Annotated in this window: 18 protein-coding genes and 2 tRNA genes; 16 read left to right on the top strand and 4 right to left on the bottom strand. The window is 43.8% G+C overall.

Going from position 1 to position 21,957, the window contains the following annotated elements:
• Positions 1–11: 11 nt before the first annotated feature.
• Positions 12–884 carry a U32 family peptidase gene (locus LQZ07_RS16945; RefSeq protein WP_152781497.1) on the bottom strand — a complete coding sequence of 291 codons (873 nt, stop codon included), beginning with the start codon at positions 882–884 and terminating at the stop codon, positions 12–14.
• Positions 885–897: 13 nt separating this feature from the next.
• Positions 898–1,896: a peptidase U32 family protein gene (locus LQZ07_RS16940; RefSeq protein WP_152781495.1), complete on the bottom strand. Its 999-nt coding sequence runs from the start codon at positions 1,894–1,896 to the stop codon at positions 898–900.
• 128 nt (positions 1,897–2,024) lie between these two features.
• Here LQZ07_RS16940 and LQZ07_RS16935 point away from each other — a divergent pair, with 128 nt between their 5' ends.
• The 3 genes from LQZ07_RS16935 to LQZ07_RS16925 all read left to right on the top strand — a co-directional run bounded on the left by LQZ07_RS16935 (position 2,025) and on the right by LQZ07_RS16925 (position 5,734).
• The gene (locus LQZ07_RS16935) at positions 2,025–2,525 is read left to right on the top strand and encodes an SCP2 domain-containing protein (protein ID WP_152781493.1); all 501 of its coding nucleotides are present in this window, start codon (positions 2,025–2,027) and stop codon (positions 2,523–2,525) included.
• Positions 2,526–2,648: 123 nt separating this feature from the next.
• Complete coding sequence (locus tag LQZ07_RS16930; RefSeq protein ID WP_152781491.1) at positions 2,649–3,818, top strand: extracellular solute-binding protein; 1,170 nt, start codon at positions 2,649–2,651, stop codon at positions 3,816–3,818.
• 59 nt (positions 3,819–3,877) lie between these two features.
• The gene (locus LQZ07_RS16925) at positions 3,878–5,734 is read left to right on the top strand and encodes a sensor histidine kinase (RefSeq protein WP_194164099.1); all 1,857 of its coding nucleotides are present in this window, start codon (positions 3,878–3,880) and stop codon (positions 5,732–5,734) included.
• Here the strand turns inward: LQZ07_RS16925 and LQZ07_RS16920 are convergent.
• Positions 5,731–6,123, bottom strand: coding sequence for a hypothetical protein (locus LQZ07_RS16920; RefSeq protein ID WP_152781488.1), 393 nt, complete (start codon positions 6,121–6,123; stop codon positions 5,731–5,733). The two genes, LQZ07_RS16925 and LQZ07_RS16920, sit on opposite strands and share 4 nt — an antisense overlap.
• Positions 6,124–6,172: 49 nt before the next feature.
• Entirely contained in the window at positions 6,173–6,721 is a 549-nt protein-coding gene (locus LQZ07_RS16915) for a murein L,D-transpeptidase family protein (protein WP_152781486.1), read from the bottom strand.
• Positions 6,722–7,008: 287 nt separating this feature from the next.
• On the opposite strand from LQZ07_RS16915, the gene LQZ07_RS16910 reads away from it, so the two are divergent.
• From LQZ07_RS16910 to LQZ07_RS16850, 13 genes are all read left to right on the top strand, one after another.
• Positions 7,009–7,728, top strand: coding sequence for an ABC transporter substrate-binding protein (locus tag LQZ07_RS16910; RefSeq protein ID WP_152781485.1), 720 nt, complete (start codon positions 7,009–7,011; stop codon positions 7,726–7,728).
• Positions 7,729–7,889: 161 nt separating this feature from the next.
• Positions 7,890–8,894, top strand: a complete 1,005-nt coding sequence (locus tag LQZ07_RS16905) for a TAXI family TRAP transporter solute-binding subunit (RefSeq protein WP_152781483.1) — start codon at positions 7,890–7,892, stop codon at positions 8,892–8,894.
• 58 nt (positions 8,895–8,952) lie between these two features.
• Positions 8,953–11,034, top strand: coding sequence for a TRAP transporter fused permease subunit (locus LQZ07_RS16900; protein WP_152781481.1), 2,082 nt, complete (start codon positions 8,953–8,955; stop codon positions 11,032–11,034).
• 157 nt (positions 11,035–11,191) lie between these two features.
• Positions 11,192–12,181 carry a Gfo/Idh/MocA family protein gene (locus tag LQZ07_RS16895; RefSeq protein WP_152781479.1) on the top strand — a complete coding sequence of 330 codons (990 nt, stop codon included), beginning with the start codon at positions 11,192–11,194 and terminating at the stop codon, positions 12,179–12,181.
• 183 nt (positions 12,182–12,364) lie between these two features.
• Positions 12,365–12,455: transfer RNA gene (locus tag LQZ07_RS16890), tRNA-Ser, on the top strand.
• 53 nt (positions 12,456–12,508) lie between these two features.
• A tRNA-Ser gene (locus tag LQZ07_RS16885) sits at positions 12,509–12,599 on the top strand.
• Between the two features lie 496 nt (positions 12,600–13,095).
• Positions 13,096–14,505, top strand: coding sequence for an undecaprenyl-phosphate glucose phosphotransferase (locus LQZ07_RS16880; RefSeq protein WP_016402157.1), 1,410 nt, complete (start codon positions 13,096–13,098; stop codon positions 14,503–14,505).
• 23 nt (positions 14,506–14,528) lie between these two features.
• A complete protein-coding gene (locus LQZ07_RS16875; RefSeq protein WP_227981233.1) occupies positions 14,529–15,104 on the top strand; it encodes a polysaccharide biosynthesis/export family protein in 576 nt (191 codons plus the stop codon).
• A gap of 74 nt (positions 15,105–15,178) precedes the next feature.
• Positions 15,179–17,398 carry a polysaccharide biosynthesis tyrosine autokinase gene (locus LQZ07_RS16870; RefSeq protein ID WP_152781477.1) on the top strand — a complete coding sequence of 740 codons (2,220 nt, stop codon included), beginning with the start codon at positions 15,179–15,181 and terminating at the stop codon, positions 17,396–17,398.
• Entirely contained in the window at positions 17,395–18,630 is a 1,236-nt protein-coding gene (locus LQZ07_RS16865) for a hypothetical protein (protein ID WP_152781475.1), read from the top strand. The genes LQZ07_RS16870 and LQZ07_RS16865 overlap by 4 nt, the downstream gene beginning before the upstream one ends.
• On the top strand, positions 18,617–19,675 hold the full coding sequence (locus tag LQZ07_RS16860; protein WP_152781473.1) for a hypothetical protein: 1,059 nt from the start codon (positions 18,617–18,619) through the stop codon (positions 19,673–19,675). Before LQZ07_RS16865 ends, LQZ07_RS16860 begins: the two co-directional genes overlap by 14 nt.
• A complete protein-coding gene (locus LQZ07_RS16855; RefSeq protein WP_152781471.1) occupies positions 19,668–20,882 on the top strand; it encodes a polysaccharide pyruvyl transferase family protein in 1,215 nt (404 codons plus the stop codon). The genes LQZ07_RS16860 and LQZ07_RS16855 overlap by 8 nt, the downstream gene beginning before the upstream one ends.
• A complete protein-coding gene (locus LQZ07_RS16850) occupies positions 20,879–21,946 on the top strand; it encodes a glycosyltransferase family 4 protein (RefSeq protein ID WP_152781469.1) in 1,068 nt (355 codons plus the stop codon). Before LQZ07_RS16855 ends, LQZ07_RS16850 begins: the two co-directional genes overlap by 4 nt.
• Positions 21,947–21,957 lie beyond the last annotated feature (11 nt).

Raw genomic sequence — 21,957 nt, 5'->3', positions numbered from 1 at the left:
CGCAAGTTGGGTTAATCTTGCTGGCGAATGCCAGCAATTTGATGCCAATATCCATTCACACTATCGGGCGTTGGAAAATGCTCGATAGTGTTACTTCTCAAGCGAAATGCTTCTAAGTGCTCAATACTTTCTTCACCTAGAGGGCTTATTCTTACAATATCAACCAGCCCTTTCATGCTTTGTTGGTCATTAATTAAGTCGTAGCATTCACCAGAAAGCGTTTGAATACCATTTAGTACAAATAATGGCTGACCTTCTTGGCTATTTACCACTCGCCCTGTTGGGTAGTTAATACAACATGTTTCGCAGTTGTCCTTACTCTTACCTTCTGATTGCGCAGTAAAGCAGCGAGCAGAGTAGGCGAGTGGTAGGTGGCCATAAGCAAATACTTCTATTTCAAAGCGCTCTCTTATGCCCATCTCTAAGCATTCATTACTCAACTTTTGCAGCCAATCACGAGACAGCTCTACCGGCATTACCCAGCGTTGCATGCCTTGGTCGAGCAATACTTTAAGGGCATAAGCGTTATATATGTTAATTGCTGGGCCGCACACAAAAGGCAGCTTCGCTTTATGGGCTTCTTCTACCGCACTAAAGTCGTTGGCTTCAATGGTAAAATCACCATTGTCGATGAGTTTCTTTAAGTTGCGGATCTCTGAGGGGGCCTCTAGCAAAGCCATAGTGGAAATAACCACTTGCTTGCCTGCTTGAGACAATTGTTGCCCTAGGTCTATCCAATCTTGCGCTTTCATATTGCGGCGCTTACTGCACACCGTTTCGCCCAAATAGACAATGTCGGCACTGCTGGCTTTGGCTAAATGGTAAAACTCTTCAATTTGTTGGTTTGGCCAATAATATAAGATTGGCCCAAGTGAGTACTTCATAATCTACCTATAGTTATTGCCAAGCTTTGTGATAAGCACCCAATGTAGTTTGGCTACCTTCAGACAATTTAGCGAGTTGGCTCATCCATTGTTGTTTAGCTGCGTACTGTTCGGGTTGCGCTTGGTAGCTATCGATTGCTTCGCGCCATACTTGGGTGACTTGAGCCACGTAGGCTGGGCTGCGTTGGCGACCTTCAATTTTTACCGCAGAAATATTGGCGGCAAATAACTCGGGCAGTAATTCAAGGGTATTTAAACTAGTAGGTTCTTCGAGCGCATGATAGCGCTGCCCATCAACATCAAAACGGCCTTTACATAGGGTCGGGTAACCGGCTGTTTCATTTGGCCCATAGCGGTCGATAAGTATATCGTTTAAACGAGATTCCAAGCCTTGTTCAGTCTCTTGCCAGCGAACAAATGAGGCGGGTGAACAAGCACCTACCGTGTTGGGGGATTCGCCGGTGAGATAAGACGATAAGTAGCAGCGCCCCTCTGCCATTACACATAGGCTACCAAAGGCAAATACTTCTAGTTCCATATCTGGGCAAGCGCGTGATAATTGTTTAACTTGGTGAATAGAGAGAACACGCGGTAATACCACTCGCTTAACGTTAAAGTTTCGCTGATAAAATGCGATTGCCGAAGCATTGGTGGCAGAAGCCTGAACCGATAAATGAACGGTTAAATTTGGGTAGGTATTTTTGGCGTACTCTAACAAAGCAATATCCGCCAAAATAACCACATCGGCACCAATTTCTACCGCTCTATCAATGGCCGAGTACCACAATTGATGCTGCTCTGGGTGAGCAAAGGTATTGATTGCAATGTGTAGCTGACGTTGGTGTTGCTTTAAATAATCTACTGCTTTATCGAGCTTTTTCCCATCAAAATTGAGACCAGCAAAATGACGGGCATTAGTGGCATCTTTAAAGCCAATATAGATAGCATCGGCACCATGATCCACCGCCGCCTTAACTGCAGGCAAGGAGCCAGCAGGGCAAAGTAATTCCATATTTCCCTCAACGCGAGATTTTTTGTCATTCTACTGGGCTTAGTTAGATGGGATATTGACTCAGCGCAGCTTTGCACTAGGGAAAACTGCGTAAACTGAGCCACTTATCAGCTTTGTTTGTTAATTTTATGAGGTCTTTAGTGCTTACTCGCTTAAAACAATCTTTAGTCAAAGACATGCCACGTTTGTTAAGTTTGCCAGTTAAAATGTGTCCCTTTGCGCTGCAAGGCAAAGCCATGGAAAAAGCACTGGCATTAAGTTTTGCTGAAGCGATAGAAGAAGGTGATTTAGACTTTTTAGAACAGCGTTGGTTAAAGCTTAACGTGAGTGATTTAGCCGCAAGCTGGTATATCACTTTTGATGAAGAGCGATTAAAAGTGCAAGCCAATGCTCCGCAAGTTGATGTAAGTTTCTCTGGCGAGCTCAATGACTTTGTGCTGATGATGGGGCGTCAAGAAGATCCCGATACGCTGTTTTTTCAGCGCCGCTTAAAAATTGAAGGTGATACAGAGCTGGGTTTAGAGTTAAAAAACCTCTTGGATAACCTTGATATTGATGATCTACCAAGCTGGATGAGCGAGCCGCTAAAGCACGGTGCGGCGATGGTATCTGAATATCGTGTAGCGTAGACCTTATTTTTAAAAATTCAATGGCTTAAATGCATGCTATCTCCCGAATACTAAACGCGTTTTCAGCGCAACTTAGTTCTTTTGAACTACACTGAAAACAGGGTGGATGAAGAAGGAGGTTGCATGCGAGTTGTGCTGCTGTTGCTAGCAATAGTGTGGGGAAGCGCTAGCGCCGAGCAATTGAGCTTTCTTTATTACAGAGAGCAAGGCAAAGCTATTTTTCAAGAGCTGCTGGATGAGTTTTCAGCGCAAAGCCAGCATCAAGTTAGTCTTTATCAGATCACTTCTGAAAGCTTAAAACCGGCACTGATTAAATCGGTCTTGCAAGGCACTGCTGCCGATGTCGCTTTTGCTCCTTCCGATATCATTGGCATTGCAGAGCAAGCTAAGCTGTCGGCCGTCCCTCGCGAATTTATCGAAGCCAATACACCTGACACCCTGTTATTTACCGCCACTATTGATGAGCAATTGCACGGGATCCCGATTTTGCAGGGTAACCACCTGATGCTTTTTTATAATCGCAGTTTGGTTGAGAAGCCCGCCAATTCTTGGCAAGAGTTGTTAGAGCAGAAAAGACATCTAGATGAACAAGGTATTGCCACCATCGGTTGGAATTACTCCGAGATGTATTGGTTCGCTGGGTTCTACAATACTTTTGGTGGCCGAATGACGCGTGGAAAGCAAGTAACGCTTGATGAGCCGCCTATGGAAGACGCGCTTAATTTTTATAAGAGCTTGGCTAAACGCAGTTTAGTGAGCGCCGAATGTACCTACGACTGTGGTTACAAAGATTTTATCGAAGGAAAGGTTGCGTACGCCATTAATGGCGAGTGGGCGGTGGCTGACTTTGAGCACCACTTAGGAGATGATTTAGGCATTGCCTTAATCCCGAACATTGGCAATAGCGCTTTTAAACCACTTTCTTCTAGCTTGGTATTGGTTTTTCCTGATAAAAGCTTAAGCTCTAACAAAGCCGCTGCGCTGAAAGAATTGAGTGAGTTTTTACAAAGTGAAAAAGTACAAAAGCGTTTATACCAAGAGGCTCGATTCCTGCCGGTAAACGCCGACTTAATTAATCAAATAAAACAGCAATCAAACCCTAATCAGGCTGCGATGCTAGCCCAGTTAGAGCAAGCAGTTCCAATGTCGGCTGAAGCAGCGCAAGCCAGTGCTTGGCTTGGCTTACGTAAAGGCTTTGAGTTATTTAGTAAAGGGGTGCTGGATGCCGCTAAAGCTAGAGAGTATATGCAGCAATTTGCTGAAAGAGATTATAGGCAGACTCAAAAGCAATGATGATAAAAGCCAATCAGCTGAGAACAACATTAGCGCTTAGTATTCTGTTAGGGGCTTTATTGCCTAGTATACTCATTGGTTCTTTTCTTCTTAAGCAAATTTCAGAACAAGATCAACAAGCTGTTACGCAAACCTTGTATCTAAAAGCCAACAATATCGCGCAAAATATTCAGTATCAAGTAAGGCAGTTGCTACTTGATTTACAAAGCCTAGCCCAAGTTAATGATGTAGTGCTCACACCAACTTCAGCCATTTTTGGCTTCCACTCTAACCAACTTATTAGTGAGGTGCTTCAGCAAAATAGCTGGGCTTCCGCGATTTATATTGTCGACTTAGAAGGACAAATTATTGAAGGCGCGCCTTTGCAGGCTGAGATATTAGACTTGCGGGTGCATTACGCAGCGATTCAACGTTTAAATCAACAAGTAAAAGCAGGCAGCAAAGAAGCATTAATCGAAGTTTATCAAGATTCTGAGTTCGCTCAGCTGGTGACTGGTATAGATGATATCGATAGCGATTCGGGTCTGCTATTTATGCAGCCACTGTTGCAGAAAAATCTAAACGCCATTCAAGATAGCCAGCAAGTTGGCGCGTTAGTTGTGTTTGTACCTATGCAGTCGATTTGGCGCGAAGCGGCTTCACGAATTTCTCAGCAAGGCTCCTTAGAGTTATTTCATTCACAGCGCTTACTGTTCAAAGGCTCTAAGGGAGAGCCACCTAAAAGACGATTTTACATAGATGTAGATTTGGATTTAAGCCAAATGGCAGAGCCTCTCTCACTATCATTGAGTGCTCAAAGCCGCTCACTTTGGGGGCTGCTGGTGGAGCGCCAATCAAATGTGGTGATTGTGTTGTTGGTTGTGTTTGTGTTGGTGGCCGTTATTGCTTTAGCGATGACGCGCAGAATTATTGAGCCCTTAGAGCATTTAAGCCGCTTGGTAAGCAATTACTCAGAAGGGCGCTACGATACCAAGGTTCCCTCGCTGGCCTATGATGAGTTTAATCAGGTTGGGGGCTTGCTTAAAAGCATGGCAGCAAAAGTTATCAGCGATCAGGAGCAGTTAGAGCAACGGGTAGCAGAGCGAACCCAAGAGTTAGAGCAGGCTAATCATACTTTGCAGCATACTTTAGCGAAATTGAACGATACCCAGCTAGAGCTTGTAGAAAAAGAAAAAATGGCCGCATTAGGTGGCTTAGTTGCGGGCATGGCTCATGAACTTAATACGCCTTTGGGTGTGGGCATTACAGCAGCATCTCAATTAATCAGTAACTACCAGAGCATAGGGCAGCAACTTAAAGATGGCTCCTTAGCACGTTCAGAGCTGGAAGCTATGCTGGATCAAGGTATTGAAGGAGGGCAGTTACTTGAGAGTAGCTTACAGCGCTCAGCGGCCCTAGTGAATACCTTTAAAGCCTTAGCAGGCAGTGATATAGATTCAAGTCTGCAACGACTTAATTTGAAAACCTGGCTTGAGCAGCAGTTGCAGATGTTCTTGCAGCCCTTTACCGATTTACATGTTCAACTAAGTGTTTCTGGCAGTAATCCAAGTATGCTGGTGAATCAACGGGCGCTAGAGCTGGTGTTGTCTTGCCTTATTGATAATTCCATTCAACATGGTTTTGCTAGCCATGCTTATCCACATGTGAAGGTAGATATTGATGCTAACCAAGAAATGGTAGAAATTAACTATCAAGATAATGGCAGTGGCGTATCTAACGAAGATATAAACCTAATATTCAATCCTTTTTATACCACCGGCCGCAGTTCTGGCAATGTGGGTTTAGGCCTAAATCAAGTATACAACTTGGTTCATCAACACTTGCTAGGTAGCGTAGAAACCTTTAACGCTGAACCTCAAGGTTTGGGTTTTACTATTCGCTTACCGCGCGAGAATGGGCAACATCATGCTGCTTAGCCTTTCTTAGGCCAAGTAACAATGCGTCCATTATCAAAAATGCTGCCTGATAGAGCCACCCTCAGAGAGACAAAAATGTTATCTAAGGCAATATGGCTATGTTGATGGATTACCTTAGCTAAAACACTAACAAGTTGTTGTTGGCGCTTATCGCTATGTACATCGGGGATAAACAGCTCAACCATGAGTGGCGGCTGATTAGCTTGTTGTTGGTGATGAACTTGTTGGTTTACAAAATAGTGGCCCGGCTGAATGTAATTCCATTCTATGCTTATATGCTCTAGTTGAATCTTGGCTTGTTGGGCAAAAGCATTGGCCAGCTTATCTAGTAGGCTAGGCATATCAATGGCGTTGGGTAAGGCTAAGGAGCGAATATGCACGATTGGCATTTACAGCTTCTCCCACTTGGTTGTTATTACTTTCCTCTAGCCTAACGCATTACTTAAATTGTTCAAATTGTTGTTGAATTTGTTGATATAGCTCGGCGGTCCACTCTGGAAGATGATCTGGTACCGGGAACAGCGGTAATAGTCTTGGGTCATGCGGGGCAATAACAACCTGGCTGTTGCCTGGTCCAATGCGTTCAACCAGTACAAACAAATCTTCTATAGCTTGATCCCCCATAGCTAAACAGCCAACCGAGGATGTTTTACCGTGAATAAATATATTGGAACCGGGTTGATGGCGTTGCTCTTTTTTGGCCATGGCTAAATCAAAGCTATTGGGATAGTTCAGCTTCATCGACAAATGGAATTTACTGTTAGGGTTTAAGCCTTCAATTTCATAGATACCTTCTGGAACCTGTAAATCACCTTCACGTAATTTGGGGCCCGCGGTTCCGCTTGCTTGGCGTATCCAATAGGTATGAATGTACTTATACCCCTCCCCAGAATCGGCCCATAACTCTAATCTGCGCGAGCGCTTGCTGGCCAATAAGGTGATTTTTTGTGGTGGGTAATCCACTTTTGCTGCTACAAATAGCGGCAATAGTCGCTTTAGACTATCGTTATGGTAAGTGTTAATTACTTGTTTAATCGACCGTTTACTCGCTGGTAGCGAAGACGACTCAGACCAATTGCTGGCAAACAGTGAAAAGCTGCAGCAAGCCATAAGCGCCGCGCAGCACAGTCGATAAAAACGCAAAAGTTAATACTCTATCGATTAAGTGAGAGAGAAGTGTACTTGTAGTTGCTGGTGAGCGCCATAGTTGACGCTTTAATGTGAATGAAAGCCATGATACTTACTCAATCTTTATCTCAAGAGGAGGACCTTATTTGCTAGGTTTTAAACTTGTTGTATTCACCGTTAGCCTGCTTTGTTGTAGCCAACTAAGCGCTCGCACGCTAGAGCAATTAGACTATTACAGTGAAGAATTTTTCCCTTATAACTATGTTGAAGACGGACAGGCGGCTGGCTTTTCTGTTGAATTACTGGCACTTATATTTGCCCAGCTAAATAGTCCTGCGCCAAAGGTGAAAATTGTTCCTTGGACGCGAGGTTACGCCACCTTGCAACAACAAGCCTATACCGTTTTATTTTCAACAATAAAAACTGAACCGCGCAAAAATAAGTTTGAATGGGCGTGCCCAATCAACGTGAGTCGCGGAAAGTTTTATGGTTTAAGTGATAGCAAGCTTGAGATCAGCTCTTTAAAGGATGCGGAAAACTTAAAAATTGCGATTATGAAGGGACAAGCTATTGACGGATTTTTAACTAAATCTGATTTTGCCGCTGAGCTGGTGCCGGTGAAGAGTGTTGAGCAAGCTTTTAAGTTGTTAGCGCTGCGAAGAGTGGATTTGATGGCGTTAACTGAACAAAGCTTGGAAGGGCATCAGTCTAGCTTTAAGCCTTTATACACTCTGTTTGAAAATGATTACTGCTTTGCTTTCAATCGCTCAATTAGCCAGCAACAATTAACCAGGTTTCAACATGCACTTGCGCAGGTAAGAGAATCCGAAGCTTTTCAACAGCTCTATCAAAAATACTTCTATTAAGCCTTAAGGCTGCAACTTTAGTCTTACTAGGCTTGTTAATAACTTGTTAATGCTTGCAACTGTGTCTAGGATGAAAATTCAATAAAATCATTATGATTGACTAATTAGCTATTTGTTTGGCTCTAGCGCTAGCAGGGCTGTTTACTAAGGAGAGTAACATCATGCGTCATTGGTTATGCAAGGTTGCGCTAATCACTAGTGCTTTATCTTTTTCAGTACAGGCCGACACGGGGACAAACTACCTTTTGGCTACCGCCAGTACTGGCGGTACTTACTATCCGGTTGGTGTTGCGCTGGCAACGTTAACTAAGGTTAAAATTCAGCCAAAACACAAGGTGAGTGTGTCTGCTATAAACTCAGCTGGTTCGGGCGAAAATATTAAATTGCTACGTGATAAAGAAGCTCAATTTGCCATTCTTCAAGGTTTATATGGTTCTTATGCGGTGAATGGCAGTGGCCCTTTAGAGAAAGAAGGTAAGCAAACTCATTTACGTTCAATCACCATGTTGTGGCAAAACGTAGAGCAGTTTGTGGTTAAAAATGAGCATGCTAAAGATGGTGATCTAAGTGACTTAATGGCATTAGCGGGTAAAAAAGTCGCTTTAGGTAAAAAGAACTCTGGCACCATTGGTTCTAACCGCTTTTTGTTAGGTAACTTAGGCGTAGATATTGATAAACAAATGGAGCTGTTTTCTGCTGGTTATGGTCCTTCCGCAGAAGCGCTACAAAATGGGCAAGTAGAAGCTATTAATACGCCTGCCGGCGCACCAACAGGGGCTGTAACCAAACTGTTTGCCGCAGCGGCAAAGGATGTGAGTCCATTAGATGTAACCGATGAGCAAATGGAAAAAGCTAACGGTGGTTTAGGTCTGTGGACGCGTTATGTTATCCCTGCGGGCACTTATCCAAATCTTGATAAAGATTGGAACACCATGGCGCAGCCTAACTTTTTGGCAGTACATGCAGATGTAGACGAGGAATTTGTCTATTTGCTTACCAAAACTATTTATGAAAACTTAGGCTTTTTACAAGCTATTCATAAAGCGACCAATGCAATGGCCTTAGATAAGGCATTAGCTGGTTTACCTGCTCCATTGCATCCCGGTGCTGCACGTTACTACCGTGAAGCAGGTTTAAACATTCCCGATAACTTAGTTGCTCAATAGTTTTTTTACCTAGGCCTTCGGGTCTAGGTCTCCTTTATTCTCCTCAGGATTCATCACTATGCAATGGAATGCCGTACCTGACAGTATTCGCCAAGAAATTGAAGGTACTCGTGCTGTACCTCTAATATACGTTTTAGGCATTATTATTAGTTTGGCGCATGTCTACTTCAATATTTTTGCGGATATTGCCGTGCTACAGCAAAACATTCTTCATTTTGCTGGTTTTATTTTGTTGTGTGGCTTATTAAAACCATTAAGTTCGCAGCGCCATTTGGCCATTCTGGACAAATTGTGGGTGCTGGCCATTGCCTTTTCGGCGATATATCTATTGTTCGCGGAAGACCTCATTTATGAACGAGGTGTGCGCTTAGTCCCCTTAGACTGGTTATGTGGCTCGTTAGTGATTTTGGGGGCAATTGATATGACCCGTCGAGCTACAGGCTGGGTGATTCCTATTTTAATTGTAACGGCCATCTCCTATCTCGCCTGGTGGGGAAATTTTGTACCGGGGGTCTTTCAGTTCAAGGGGCTGAGCTTAGAGACACTGCTGTTCAGAAGCATTTATGGCGATGATGCTATTTTTGGCAATATTGCACGAATTTCTGCAAGTTTTGTCTTCATGTTTATCCTGTTCGGCGCTTTTTTGCTGCGCTCTGGCGCGGGTGATTTTGTTATTCATTTGTCTAAAAGCATTGCTAGCCGCTTGGTTGGCGGGCCAGGAATAGTGGCCATTATTGCGTCTGGACTTACTGGCACTATTTCTGGCAGCGCTGTTGCTAACACTGCGTCTACTGGCGTAGTGACTATTCCCTTGATGAAAAACGCAGGCTTTAGCCCGCGATTTGCAGCTGCGGTAGAAGCATCGGCTTCTACTGGTGGGCAAATTGTGCCGCCAATAATGGGGGCAGGGGCTTTTGTCATGGCTAGTTATACGCAAATTCCTTATAGCACCATTGTGATGGTGAGTATTCTTCCGGCCATATTGTATTTTGCATCGCTGGTTTTTTATGTAAGAACTGAATCTTACAAAGCGGGGTTAACCCGAACTATGGAACAAGCTCCTCCTTTACTACCTATGGTGATGCGTGAGGGCTTATCGTTTATTGTGCCGGTGACATTATTGATTGTATTGCTGGTAATGGGCTACACACCGACTTACGCAGCTGTTATTGCAATTATCGCGGTGATTGTGAGCTCATGGTTTACCCCAAACAAAATGGGGCTAACGGCAATTGCTGATGCCTTCGCGCTCGGTTCGCGCAATATGGTGGTAACCGCAGTACTGTTATGTTCAGTAGGTTTGATTGTTAATGTGATTGCCACTGCTGGTATCGGCAATACTTTTTCCTTGATGATTACCGAATGGTCTGGTGGGAGTTTGCTGGTGGCGCTGCTGCTGGTTGCTGTAGCATCTTTAGTGCTAGGCATGGGCCTGCCAGTAACCGCTTCTTATATTGTGTTGGCTACTTTGTCTGCTCCGGCGTTATTACAATTAATGGCTAATGTAGAGCTAGTGAACGCTTTAAGCTCTGGTGCTCTGAGTGCAGATGTGCAAGCTATTCTAATGTTGGTTGGGGTTAGTCCAGAGCAAGGTGCGATGAGTGTTGCCCAAGCCCAAGCATTAATAAACGATATGCCTGATGAAATGATGGCAATACTGCGGCCAATGCTACTTGATGAGAATCAGTTATCTATGCTGCTATTAGCGGCACATTTAGTCATTTTCTGGCTCTCTCAAGACAGTAACGTTACCCCGCCAGTTTGTTTGTGTACCTTTACCGCTGCAGCGATCGCTAAATCTCCTCCAATGGCAACGGGCTTTACCTCATGGAAGATTGCCAAAGGCCTTTATATAATCCCGATATTGTTTGCTTATACGCCGCTTGCTCAAGGAGACTGGCTAGCTGCTTTTCAGGTGTTTATTTTTGCTTTACCGGGTTTATATGCCTTTACTTTGGTTATGCAGGGTTGGCAAAAGCGCCAGCTTAAGCATTGGGAGCGGGCTACCCTAGCGGCAATAGCACTTGTATTGTTAAGCCCCGTGCCCATGGCTTGGCAGGTAGTGGCCTTAGTTAGCTTGTTGGCAGCAGTGTTTTATATTGGACATAGCAGTAAGCAAACCAGTGAGTTAGCTTTGTGATTTTTAGTTGTGCATTATGAATAATTTCATTGTTATCAACGAGGTTTAGAGCCAGGTCACAGTTTGAATTGGAAGTGAATTGTCTCTGAATATCTCACTAGAATGTCTTTTCAATCTGGTTACTATGAATCAATTGATAACGCCTTAGAGAAATAAAATGACAGAACAGTTTAATTGGGGAGTCATTGCTCCTGGTCGTATTGCGCGTAACTTTGCTGAAGCCTTAGCGGTTATTCCTCAAGCTACTTTATATGCTGTTGCTAGTTCTAATCTTCAACGTGCGCAGGATTTTGTTGATGAGTTTGATGGCCAAATAGCGCTAGATGATTATAAACAGTTAGCAAACGATCCCAAGGTTGATGCTATCTATATTGCCAACCCTCATCGGTTTCATTTCGACAGTATTAAAATGTGCCTAGAAGCAGGCAAGCCAGTATTGTGTGAAAAACCACTCACTGTAAACGCGGCGCAAACTAAAGAGCTAGTCGCCTTAGCAAAGGCCAATAATGTGTTCTTAATGGAAGCATTGTGGACGCGCTTTCAGCCTGCGTGGCAACAGGTAAAATCTTGGCTTGAGCAGCAAAAAATTGGTGAGATTAAACTTATCAGTTCCAGTTTTGGTTTTAACATCCCACGTGATGAAGATGATCGTTTGCTTAACCGCGAGTTAGCCGGTGGTAGCCTATTAGACATGGGAGTGTATAACGTATCTATGTCTCAGTTTGTTACCCAAAGCAAACCTAATAAAATTGTAGCTGATGGCCTTGTTGGTAGCACCGGTGTAGACGAGCGCAGCAGTGTGATTATGAATTATGGCCATTGCGCTAGCCAATTTACCTGTAACTTTTTGGCTAATACAGAAAACAGCTTCACCATTTTGGGTTCAAATGGGCATATCCGCGTACCGAGTATGTTCTGGGTTGGGACTCAAGCTTGTCTGAGTGTGCATGGTGAGCCAGATATAGTTGAAGACTTTCCATTTCGTGCATCGGGCTTTGAGTACCAAATAGAAGAAGTGATGAGTTGTGTTGCTGCCGGTAAATTACAAAGTGAAGTGATGAGCTGGCAAGAGAGTATTGAAACCATGCAGATTATGGATGAAATTCGTTCTCAAATAGGTGTGAGATATCCTTTTTTAGGTGAGTAAAGTTCTTGGTTTTTTGCTGTAAAAAGGGCTATTAGTGCGTAATCGCTTTTCTCAAAGCTTATAGATTTGGACAATTTATCATCTTGCCTTAAAAAAGTTGTGGATAATTGTCTGATTTGCGAGCGGTTAAACTTAATGGGTCTTTACATTCGAAAATCATAAACGTAATATTCACACCGCTGCGGAGGGGTGGCAGAGTGGTCGAATGCACCGGTCTTGAAAACCGGCAAGGGTTAATAGCCCTTCGAGAGTTCAAATCTCTCCTCCTCCGCCATATTAACTTAGCCATGCACTGCATGGTTTTTTTAATCGCAGCAACACCCCTGCGGAGGGGTGGCAGAGTGGTCGAATGCACCGGTCTTGAAAACCGGCAAGGGTTAATAGCCCTTCGAGAGTTCAAATCTCTCCTCCTCCGCCATTTTTAAAGCCACGCTTAGCGTGGCTTTTTTCGTTTTATATCCTAGACAATACTCAATACTTAAGTTGCTGATATTAATAACTAAAATATCAATTTCTTAAGTTGTCCCCGTTATTCTTCTGTTTCTCATCTTAGATCTTTTTATTGAAACGCCAGCGTAATACAAATGAAATTGGTTCTACTTAAGCTCAGTTTTTGCTAAAAAATCTGTCAACTTTTCAGCGAAAAAATAGTTGAGTTTGTTCATTGTTTTGTGTTGACAAACCCTATTCAGCTACTTATAAATGAGTAATGTTTTTTCTTGTTTTGAGGCTTGTATCACCTTTAATTTATATTACCAATTAAATTTTGTGATATTTGTCAGGTTAGTTTTTTGTTTATGAAGAATCAAAATTAAGAGCGGTAAACGCCAAATTTTGATTTAGTAACCACCCGTAAGATACAGAGATATACAAGCAATACATGGAATTTTTAAGCTTGATACTAGGGGTGTGCAATGGATATGCAGAAACAAAATGGCGTAGTTCGTTCTAACGAATTTGAACTCGCTGTTGTCTACCGAATTTCAGATGTATTTATCATTATTGCCGTTTTAGCTGGCTTGTCTTGGCTTAAAAATGGTTCCTTCGATCTGGCCTTTCAGCTGATGGGTGTTGGTCTCTCAGCCATCTACTTGGTCGTAGCGGAATCCTTCAACCTATACCGTTCGTGGCGGGTTTCTTCTCTAAAGGAACAAGCGATGGTTAACCTATGGGTTTGGATTATCAGTATTGCCTTGTTGTTCGCGGTTAATTACTTCCTAAAAATCTCGGCTACCTACTCGCGAGTGGTGGTGGGTTCATGGGTAGTGGCCACGCCAATGTTGCTGATAGCTTGGCGCCTAGTATTTCGTGAGAGTTTAGCGGTAATGCGTCGCTTTGGTTATAACACTCGCCGCGCTGCCATTATCGGGGTGTCGCAAAACGGTGTGCAACTCAAAGAAACCTTCGAAAACTCAGAGGAGCTAGGTATTCAATTTGTTGGCTTTTTTGATGATAGGGATGTTTCTCGTTTAGAAAGCAGTGGCTATACAGGGCCAGTAGCTAAGGTTGATACCGCGCTGGAAATGGCTAAACGTGGTGAAGTCGACCATGTGTATATTGCGTTGCCTATGCATGCCAAAGACCGCATTACTGGTTATTTACAACAACTTTCCGATACCACCACAACCACTTTTATCGTGCCAGATTTCTTTACCTACAACTTGCTGCATTCACGATGGAGTTCGCTGGGTGATATTCAAACCGTAAGTGTATTTGATAGCCCATTCCGTGGCGGCAGTATGTTGGTTAAACGCATTCAAGATATTGTATTGGCGTCGATTATCATCATGTTGATTAGCCCGATTTTATTGGCGGTGGCTATTGGTGTTAAGCGCTCATCTCCTGGCCCCATCTTGTTTAAGCAAGATCGCTATGGCCTGGATGGAAAGAAAATCCGCGTTTGGAAGTTTCGCTCAATGAGCACCCAAGATAATGGTGCTGTTGTGAAGCAAGCAACTAAAAACGATCCCCGAGTCACTAAGTTTGGTGCTTTTATTCGCCGTACTTCGTTAGATGAGTTACCTCAATTCTTCAATGTGTTGATGGGCAGCATGTCTATTGTTGGGCCGCGTCCTCATGCGGTATCTCACAATGAAGAATATCGTCAAATCGTTAACCGTTACATGCTGCGTCATAAAGTGAAGCCTGGAATTACTGGCTGGGCGCAAATCAATGGCTACCGTGGTGAAACTGACACCTTAGAAAAAATGGAAAAGCGGGTGCAATACGATCTTGAGTACATTCGTGTGTGGACGCTTTGGATGGATATCAAAATTGTATTCCTCACTATCTTTAAAGGATTTGTAGGTAAAACTGCCTACTAAGTAAAGCTGTTCAAGGAGTTGTGATGAATAGGGATGGTTCTCTCTTGGCTAGATTGTATAACACCAAACACGCCTGGTATATGCTAATAACGGTGTTGATGTGGGGCGGATTTAGCGCTGCTTCTCAGGCCAATGACCTAGAGCAAAGCTACCGCTTAGGCGCAGGTGACCGCATCCAAATAGTGGTATACGGCGAGAGTGATTTGTCGATGGAGTTGCTAGTGACCAATAGTGGCAAAATCGACTATCCCTACTTGGGGCGAATTCCAGTTAATAACCTTACTGCCCAGCAACTTAGAGATAATATTGAGCAGGGTTTGCGCGGTGATTACCTGATTAACCCTAAGGTAGCGGTAAACATTATTGGCTACCGACAGATCTTTATTAACGGTGAGGTAGAACACCCTGGTGGTTACGCTTACCAACCCGGTCTCACGGTTGAAAAAGCGATAGCCTTAGCGGGTGGTTTTACAGAGCGAGCGTCGAAAACAAATATCAATATTACTCCCGGAAATGGCACTAATGACTTAGTGAAAGCTGCGTTAAAGCACCGCATCGCTCCGGGAGACATTATTGTGGTTAAGGCCAGTTTCTTTTAAGGCCTAGCTTCTTTTACGGCAAGGGTGCCAACAGTAATACTCCGTAAGTTTGCTAACAGGGAAGTGTTTAGTTAATGACAACAACAGTGAATAATGCAGCTCTAATGCGCAACGGCAATAATGCAGATGATGAGTTTATTAACATCATGCAATATTTGTCGATTTTGAAGTCGCGATGGCTGATGATTTTGGGTTTTACATTTATCAGTGTTTTGCTGGCCATATTGTTGGTTTTTGCGATTAAGCCAACCTATCAGGCAACCGCAGTATTACTGATTGAAGCTGAGCAGCGTAAAGCGGTGTCGATTGATGATGTGATTGGCATCGACACTTCCAAGCAAGAGTATTACCTCACGCAGTTCGAATTACTTAAATCACGAAGCATTGCTCAACGAGTGATTGACGAATTTCAGCTCTATGACAACCCTGAGTTTAACGGCGCAAACGATGGTAAGGGCTTTAATGCCGCTGGCCTTAAAAGTTTGTTGCGCTCGGTGCCACTTATACAAAGCTTTATGCCTGAAGAAGAGCTTCCAGATTTAGAGCAGCAGCAAGAGATTGCGCGCCAAAAAGTAATGAAAACCTTTCAGCGTAATCTACACATTAATCCGGTTAAAAAGACCCAGTTAGTAAATATTAGTTTTGATTCTAGGGATCCTAAACTAGCCGCCAAAATTGCCAACGCGGTAGGGGAGACTTACATCAACTCTAACCGTGAAAGTCGCATTATTGCTAATCAAGAAGCCACCAACTGGTTAGCTGACCGAATCGGCGTATTGCAAGCTGCGGTGATAGAGTCACAGAGCCGTTTGAGTGACTTTTTGCAGCGTGAGCAACTAGTAGATGTAAGCGGTATTGACAGTTTAGCTAGCTCAGAGCTAGGCAACTTAAGCCGCCGTTTAGCCGATGCACAAGATCGCCGCACTGCTTCTGAGTCTATTTACTACTTACTGCAAGATAATAAAAATACCGCTATTTCAGAGCTCTCTTCGGTAACGGCAATCTCTAACCATCCGCAGTTACGTGATGTGCGTTTGGCACAAATTGAAGCAGAGCGATTGGTTTCTGAGCTTAGCAAACGCTATGGTCCTAAACACGACAAGATGATCCGTGCGCAAGCTCAGTTGGCTTCGGTGAAAGAACGCTCTGAAGTGTTGCTTAGAGTCCTAGCTTCCGGTGTTGAAAAAGAGTTGCGTAGTGCTCGTGCTCAAGAAAACGCGATCCGCACCGAGATGGAAAACAAAAAGGCCGAGTTTCAAGATATTGCGCTTAAGCGGGCAACTTACGATGCCTTGAAGCGTGAAGTTGACAGTAACCAAAACCTCTATGATTTGTTTGTTACGCGCCAAAAAGAAACCACTGCTACTAGTGACTTTCAAGCTGCAGTAGCGCGCTTTGCCGACAGGGCTGTTACGCCATTATTTCCAGCGAAACCAAAGAAAGGCATCATTATTGTGCTGGCTGCCGCTTTTGGTTTGGCTGTTGCCATAGTGCTGGCGCTGCTTAGTCAATCACTTAACAATACTATTGAAAGCGCCAGCGGCATTGAAGACAAGCTACGTCTTACTCCGCTTGGGGTTATTCCTTTGGTTAAACGCTCTCGCTTTAATAAAGATAATTTGCCGCTAGAGCAGTTCTTTGATGAGAAACAGCTCAACTTTAGTGAAGCGGTACGCAGCATTCGTACCTCAGTAATGCTGAACATGATGAGCCAACAGCGTAAGCTTTTGTCGGTGACCTCTTCGGTGCCTAATGAAGGTAAAACCACTACTGCCTTAAACTTAGCTATCGCGATGGCTGGTATGGAAAAAACCCTGTTGATTGACGGTGATTTACGTAAACCCTCGATGGGTGAACGCTTTAATCTTAACCGTGCTCACCCAGGCTTAAGTAACTTGTTAGTGATGGATGCAGAGTTAGATGATTGCGTGGTTCATCACGAGCGCTCTGGCCTTGATTTATTGCCCGCGGGAATGCAAACCGCTAATCCTCAAGAGTTATTGGCGGGTTCGAAATTTAAAGCACTTATCGAAGAGCTCAGCGAGCATTACGACAAGATTATTATCGATACCCCGCCAATTGCGGCGGTAAGTGATGCCTTGATTATTGGTCAAATCACCAAATCAAGCATTGTGGTGGTAAATGCTGGGCGCACCAAGGTGAATCAAATTGAACATACCTTGCAGCAGATGATCAATCACAAAGTAGTGGTTGATGGGGTTATCTTGAACCGAGTAAACGCCAAGAACGAAACACGTTATGGTTACTACCGTGAATACGGAGTAAGCGCATGAGTGGGCTAAGGCGCATAGAGTCTTTAGTTAAGCGCTTTGGCAGCATTACCCTGCTGCGAGCTTTTAGTGCGACCGGCTTAATTTTGTTTTCGTCGGTAATCACTTGGCTTTATGGCATGGACAGCTTTGGTCAGGTTTCCTTTGCTATTTCAATTGCTAACTTAATTTTGGTGATTGGCCGTTACGGATCTGAATATTCATTTTTTGGCCGTTATTTCGACTTATCAAGCCAAGGTGAAACTGATAAAGCGGCGCGAGTGTTGTTTGAAAAGTGTCGCTTGTCACTGGTTTTAAGTTTAAGCCTAGCCATTGTGGTAGTGCCCTTAAGCTTTAGTAGCATTGAGATAATCGTATTTTGTTTTTTGTATATTGTTGGCTTTGCGATTATTCAAATGGTGTCTCTATCTCACCGAGTGATCAAAGAGTTTTACCGATCTTATTTGTTTGAAGCGGGTGTGTTTTTTGTCTTCAGCTCGCTGATTTTCTTGTTGCTGGCCTTGTCGGGCAATACTAACGATGTATTTGTGGTGTTAAGCGCATGTCTGCTTGCTTACTTTTGTCTATTTAGCCTGTTTGGTAATAAAAAGCTGCTGCGGGGTTTTAAGCTATCAGATGAAAGCGAAGGCATAAAACTTAGCCAGAGTCTAAAACAAGACTCCAAGTTTTTAGCTTTTACTTTGAGTGAGTACGTATTGTTTTGGGGCATCATCTTAATTAGCGGTTATACCCTTAGCGAATACGATACTGGCGTTATTGCATGGGGTGGGCGGATCTTCCAGTTGTTTGTATTTATCTTGGCGATTCGCAACAGCGTGCAAGTACCGGAGATTTTAGCCTCAAACGATATCAAACAAAGCTATCTCAAAGTCCGTAAAGACGGCGTGCCCTTAAGCGTGGCTGGCTTAATTGTTTCTTCACTGGCCGTGGTTGTGGTGTATGTTGTTGCAGATTTAGATTCCAACACCTTGGTAATTTGGTCGCTGTTTGCTTTAGCGGCCTGCGTTCGTTTGTATTTTGGTCCGGTTTACCACATCTTTGTGAAATTCTCGGCAGACAAGCAGGTATATACCAACTGTGTGCTAACAGTGTTGGTATGTGTGCTTTGCTCCGGCCTTGCTTTGTCTTTATCAACTGGCGCTCTTGGTTTAGCAGCGTGTTACCTAGTTACTTGGCTAGTCTCTCTAATTTATGCCGATAGTCAGTCTTTAGGTGGCCACTATGGTCGAGTTTAAACGCACTAAACTCGGTGTTTGCTACCTACTATTTTGGTCGCTGATGCTGTTATTGCTGATGACCGTTGGTAAAGACTTTTTGCCCTGGAAATGGGGCTACGATGCAATGAAGATAGAAGGCCGCTTTGTATTTTTTGAACTAGACGGCTCCTTCCTAGCTACCCGTGAATTACTCTATTTTTTAGGACGCGAAAGCGCTGTGCTGAGCACCGCTACCATAGGCTTTTTGTGGCTTCTGGTTATTTCCAAGTATGTGATAAATCTTAAAGATCTATTGGTAGTGAGCTTATTTACCCTGCCTAGTATGCTGCTCAATGTTATTTGGCCAGCCAAAGAAACCATAGTAATGGCGCTTTGTCTGCTGGTGTTTTACTCCACTTATTTTAGCCGTAAAGCCTTTATTTTTAGCGTTGTGGTACTTTACGTGAGTTACGCGCTGCAGGTTCGTTCCTACTATTTTCTTATTCTAGGGGTATTTCTCGCTGGCTATGTCATGCAGTATTTTAGTGATAAAGGCTTTCCTATGCGCAATAGCCTTAATCGAACAGCATTTAAGCTCGCAAGCTTTAAACCTGCTTGGTATTTTTTTGCCTTTTTTGTTTGCTTAGCCTTTTTGTTACCTGATGCCTTTTATCAAATGTCTCAAGGCCAGCGAGATATTTCCAATAACTACGCCAAGTTAGAGGGGAGTTTTAACGTAACTGCTTTCGACAATTTAGTGGATGTAGCACGTGGCTTGCCCTTTATTATTAATTTTGGCTGGGCCTTGTTGCAGCTGAGCTTGCCGCTGATTTTTGCCCAAGGACTCAATCAACTGTTACTGCTGTTGTTTAGCGTGGGCGTGTTGATGATTTGCGGAAAAATGATTAAGCGTAAACAGGGAGACTTGTTACTTACCTTGTTTTGCTCTCATATGTTTGTACTGCTGCTATTTGAGCCAGATCAGGGAAGTTACTTTAGGCATATTTTGTCGGCAGCTATTTATTTACTCCCCGCTTATTCACTTATTTTTGGTAGTTCTCGACAAGGAGTCTTAGATGACTAAAAAGGACACCCATTACCTTATTGCTGCAGTTCCTTATAGTGATAATTTTGGTGATGCATTAATTCATAATTCGCTGGCATGGAAGCTAGAAAATTATGATATCTCCAGTGAGGCCTTAGATATTGCTGGAAGGCATAACTTTGAGCGTAGTGCTCAGCAAAACGCAATTAAAGACAAGATCTTGAAGAGCCGTTTTGAATGGGTACGCCAGCTATTCATCCCTCTCAATAGTATGCTGGTGGCTGTTAAGAACTACCGTAATTGGATGAGTAAAGTGAAGGCCGCGGATGTAGTGTTGATGGGCGGCGGTAACCTCATTAGCGATGTTTATCTTAACTTCCCGCTTAAGCTTTATTTTCTATCACTGTTTTGCTACTTCGCTAATACCAACTACGCGGTAGTGTATGTTGGGGTGGCTAAGCGGATGTCTGGGCCAGGGCGATGGCTGTTCAAGCGATTGTTTGCGGCTAAGCAGTGTTTGTATATTTCGGTACGCGATGCTGCCAGTAAAGACAATATTGCTTACTTGTTTGGCGCGCAGATTGCCGACAAGGTGGTGGTGAGTATAGACCCGGCTGTGAATCTGAACCTTAGTTACAGTGAAGCGTCACACTCCGATCTTAGTAAACAAGCATACGCCGCCATTAACATTGTGAATCCGGTGGTATTAATGGTTAATTCAGACAACGATCTGAGTTTTAACGAGCAAGACTACCAGCAATGGATCAGCCAGTGTGTGGCTAAGGTTAAGGCTGCTGGTTTGTTACCTGTGCTGTATACCAATGGTGCCCAAGAAGACCAGCAATATATGCAAGACATTGCCAGCAGCTTGCCCGATGCAAAGGTAGTAAGCGTAGAGCAAGTCGATGATTTGGTTAAAGTAGTTAGCCAGGCGCAATGTGTATTTGCTACTAGGCTTCACTCAGCAATTAGTGCTTTTTCTTTTTCGGTACCGTTTACCGTAATGAGCTGGGACAGCAAAGTGAGCGCCTTTGTTGAAGCGGTCAAGCTACCCACTTCAATGCTGTTTGATTTTAGCCGCGAAGGCATGCAGAAACACAGCGAAACCATTCGATTGGCCGATATGCCCGAGCTGCAGCAACAAGTTGTTCAAGCTCGTCACAAAGTAGTAAATGCTTGGGATGTAGAGTTTAGAGATATGCTGCAACGCTTAGAGCAGTATCAAGCGGAGAGCCAGTTATCATGAAGATATTACATGTAACAGAAACCTTGGTAGGCGGCGTAGAAACTTACTTAAACACCATTATCCCTTACCAAGCAGAGTGCTACGGCACAGACAATATTTTGGTGTTAGCACCGCAGCAACACGTAGCCGAAGACGCGCCCTTAAAGGCCTTTTATCGCTGCTTTGATCGGCCAAGCCGCAGCCTAGGTTCATGTGCAAGTTTAGCTAAGTTGTTTAAGCAAGCTGTTATCGATTTTGACCCCGACGTGATTCATATCCACAGTACTTTTGCGGGTGTGGTTTGTCGCATACCGGGTCTAATAACTAAACGTAGTCAGCGTAAGGTGGTGTATTGTTCCCATGGCTGGTGCTTTGATGGTTACAGCGGCATTAAGGCTAAGCTGTTCTCACAAATCGAAAAGGTATTGGCCTATCGAGTTAGCTCGGTGATCAATATTTCTCATCATGATTTTGAAAGTGCCCGCCTGCAAAAGATTCCTGAGCATAAAATGGTGGTGTTTGAGAATGCTTTAGATGATTTGGAACAAGACATACAGCGAAGCGAAAACCAAGGCATGTTAAAGCTATTGTTTGTAGGGCGTTTAGACAAACAAAAAGGCGTAGATCTGCTAATAGAAGCCATTCGCCAAGTAGATAGCGAAGTAGAGCTGCACATTGCTGGCGCGAGTGTTGTGTCGAAACAACAGCTTAATGTTTCCGATTGTCGAGTGATTCAACATGGTTGGTGTAGCCAAGAACAACTTCGTGAGCTTTATGCTAGTGTTGATGCGCTAGTTGTGCCTTCGCGCTGGGAAGGTTTTGGTTTGGTGGTGATAGAAGCGTTCCGCCAAGGTTTGCCGGTTGTTGTTAGTGATGCAGGTGCTTTGCCAAGTCTAGTTGCCGAGGGAAGCACCGGTTACGTGTTTGAGAACAGTAACAGCAATGCACTTGCCAAAGTTATTGGCCAACTCGATAGAACAACGCTTAGCGCGATGTCTCAGCAGTGTCGTGAAGTATTTGTAAGCCGCTTCGAGGCTAAACGTTTAAATACCCAATTAACCGATCTATATGCAGCGGTCGATTAGCCTATGTATAT

Origin of the sequence: Agarivorans sp. B2Z047, assembly GCF_023373605.1 — a bacterium.
Taxonomy (GTDB): domain Bacteria; phylum Pseudomonadota; class Gammaproteobacteria; order Enterobacterales; family Celerinatantimonadaceae; genus Agarivorans; species Agarivorans albus.
The sequence above is the reverse complement of the archived record's forward strand: the minus strand, read 5'-3'. Positions and strand labels throughout refer to the sequence as shown.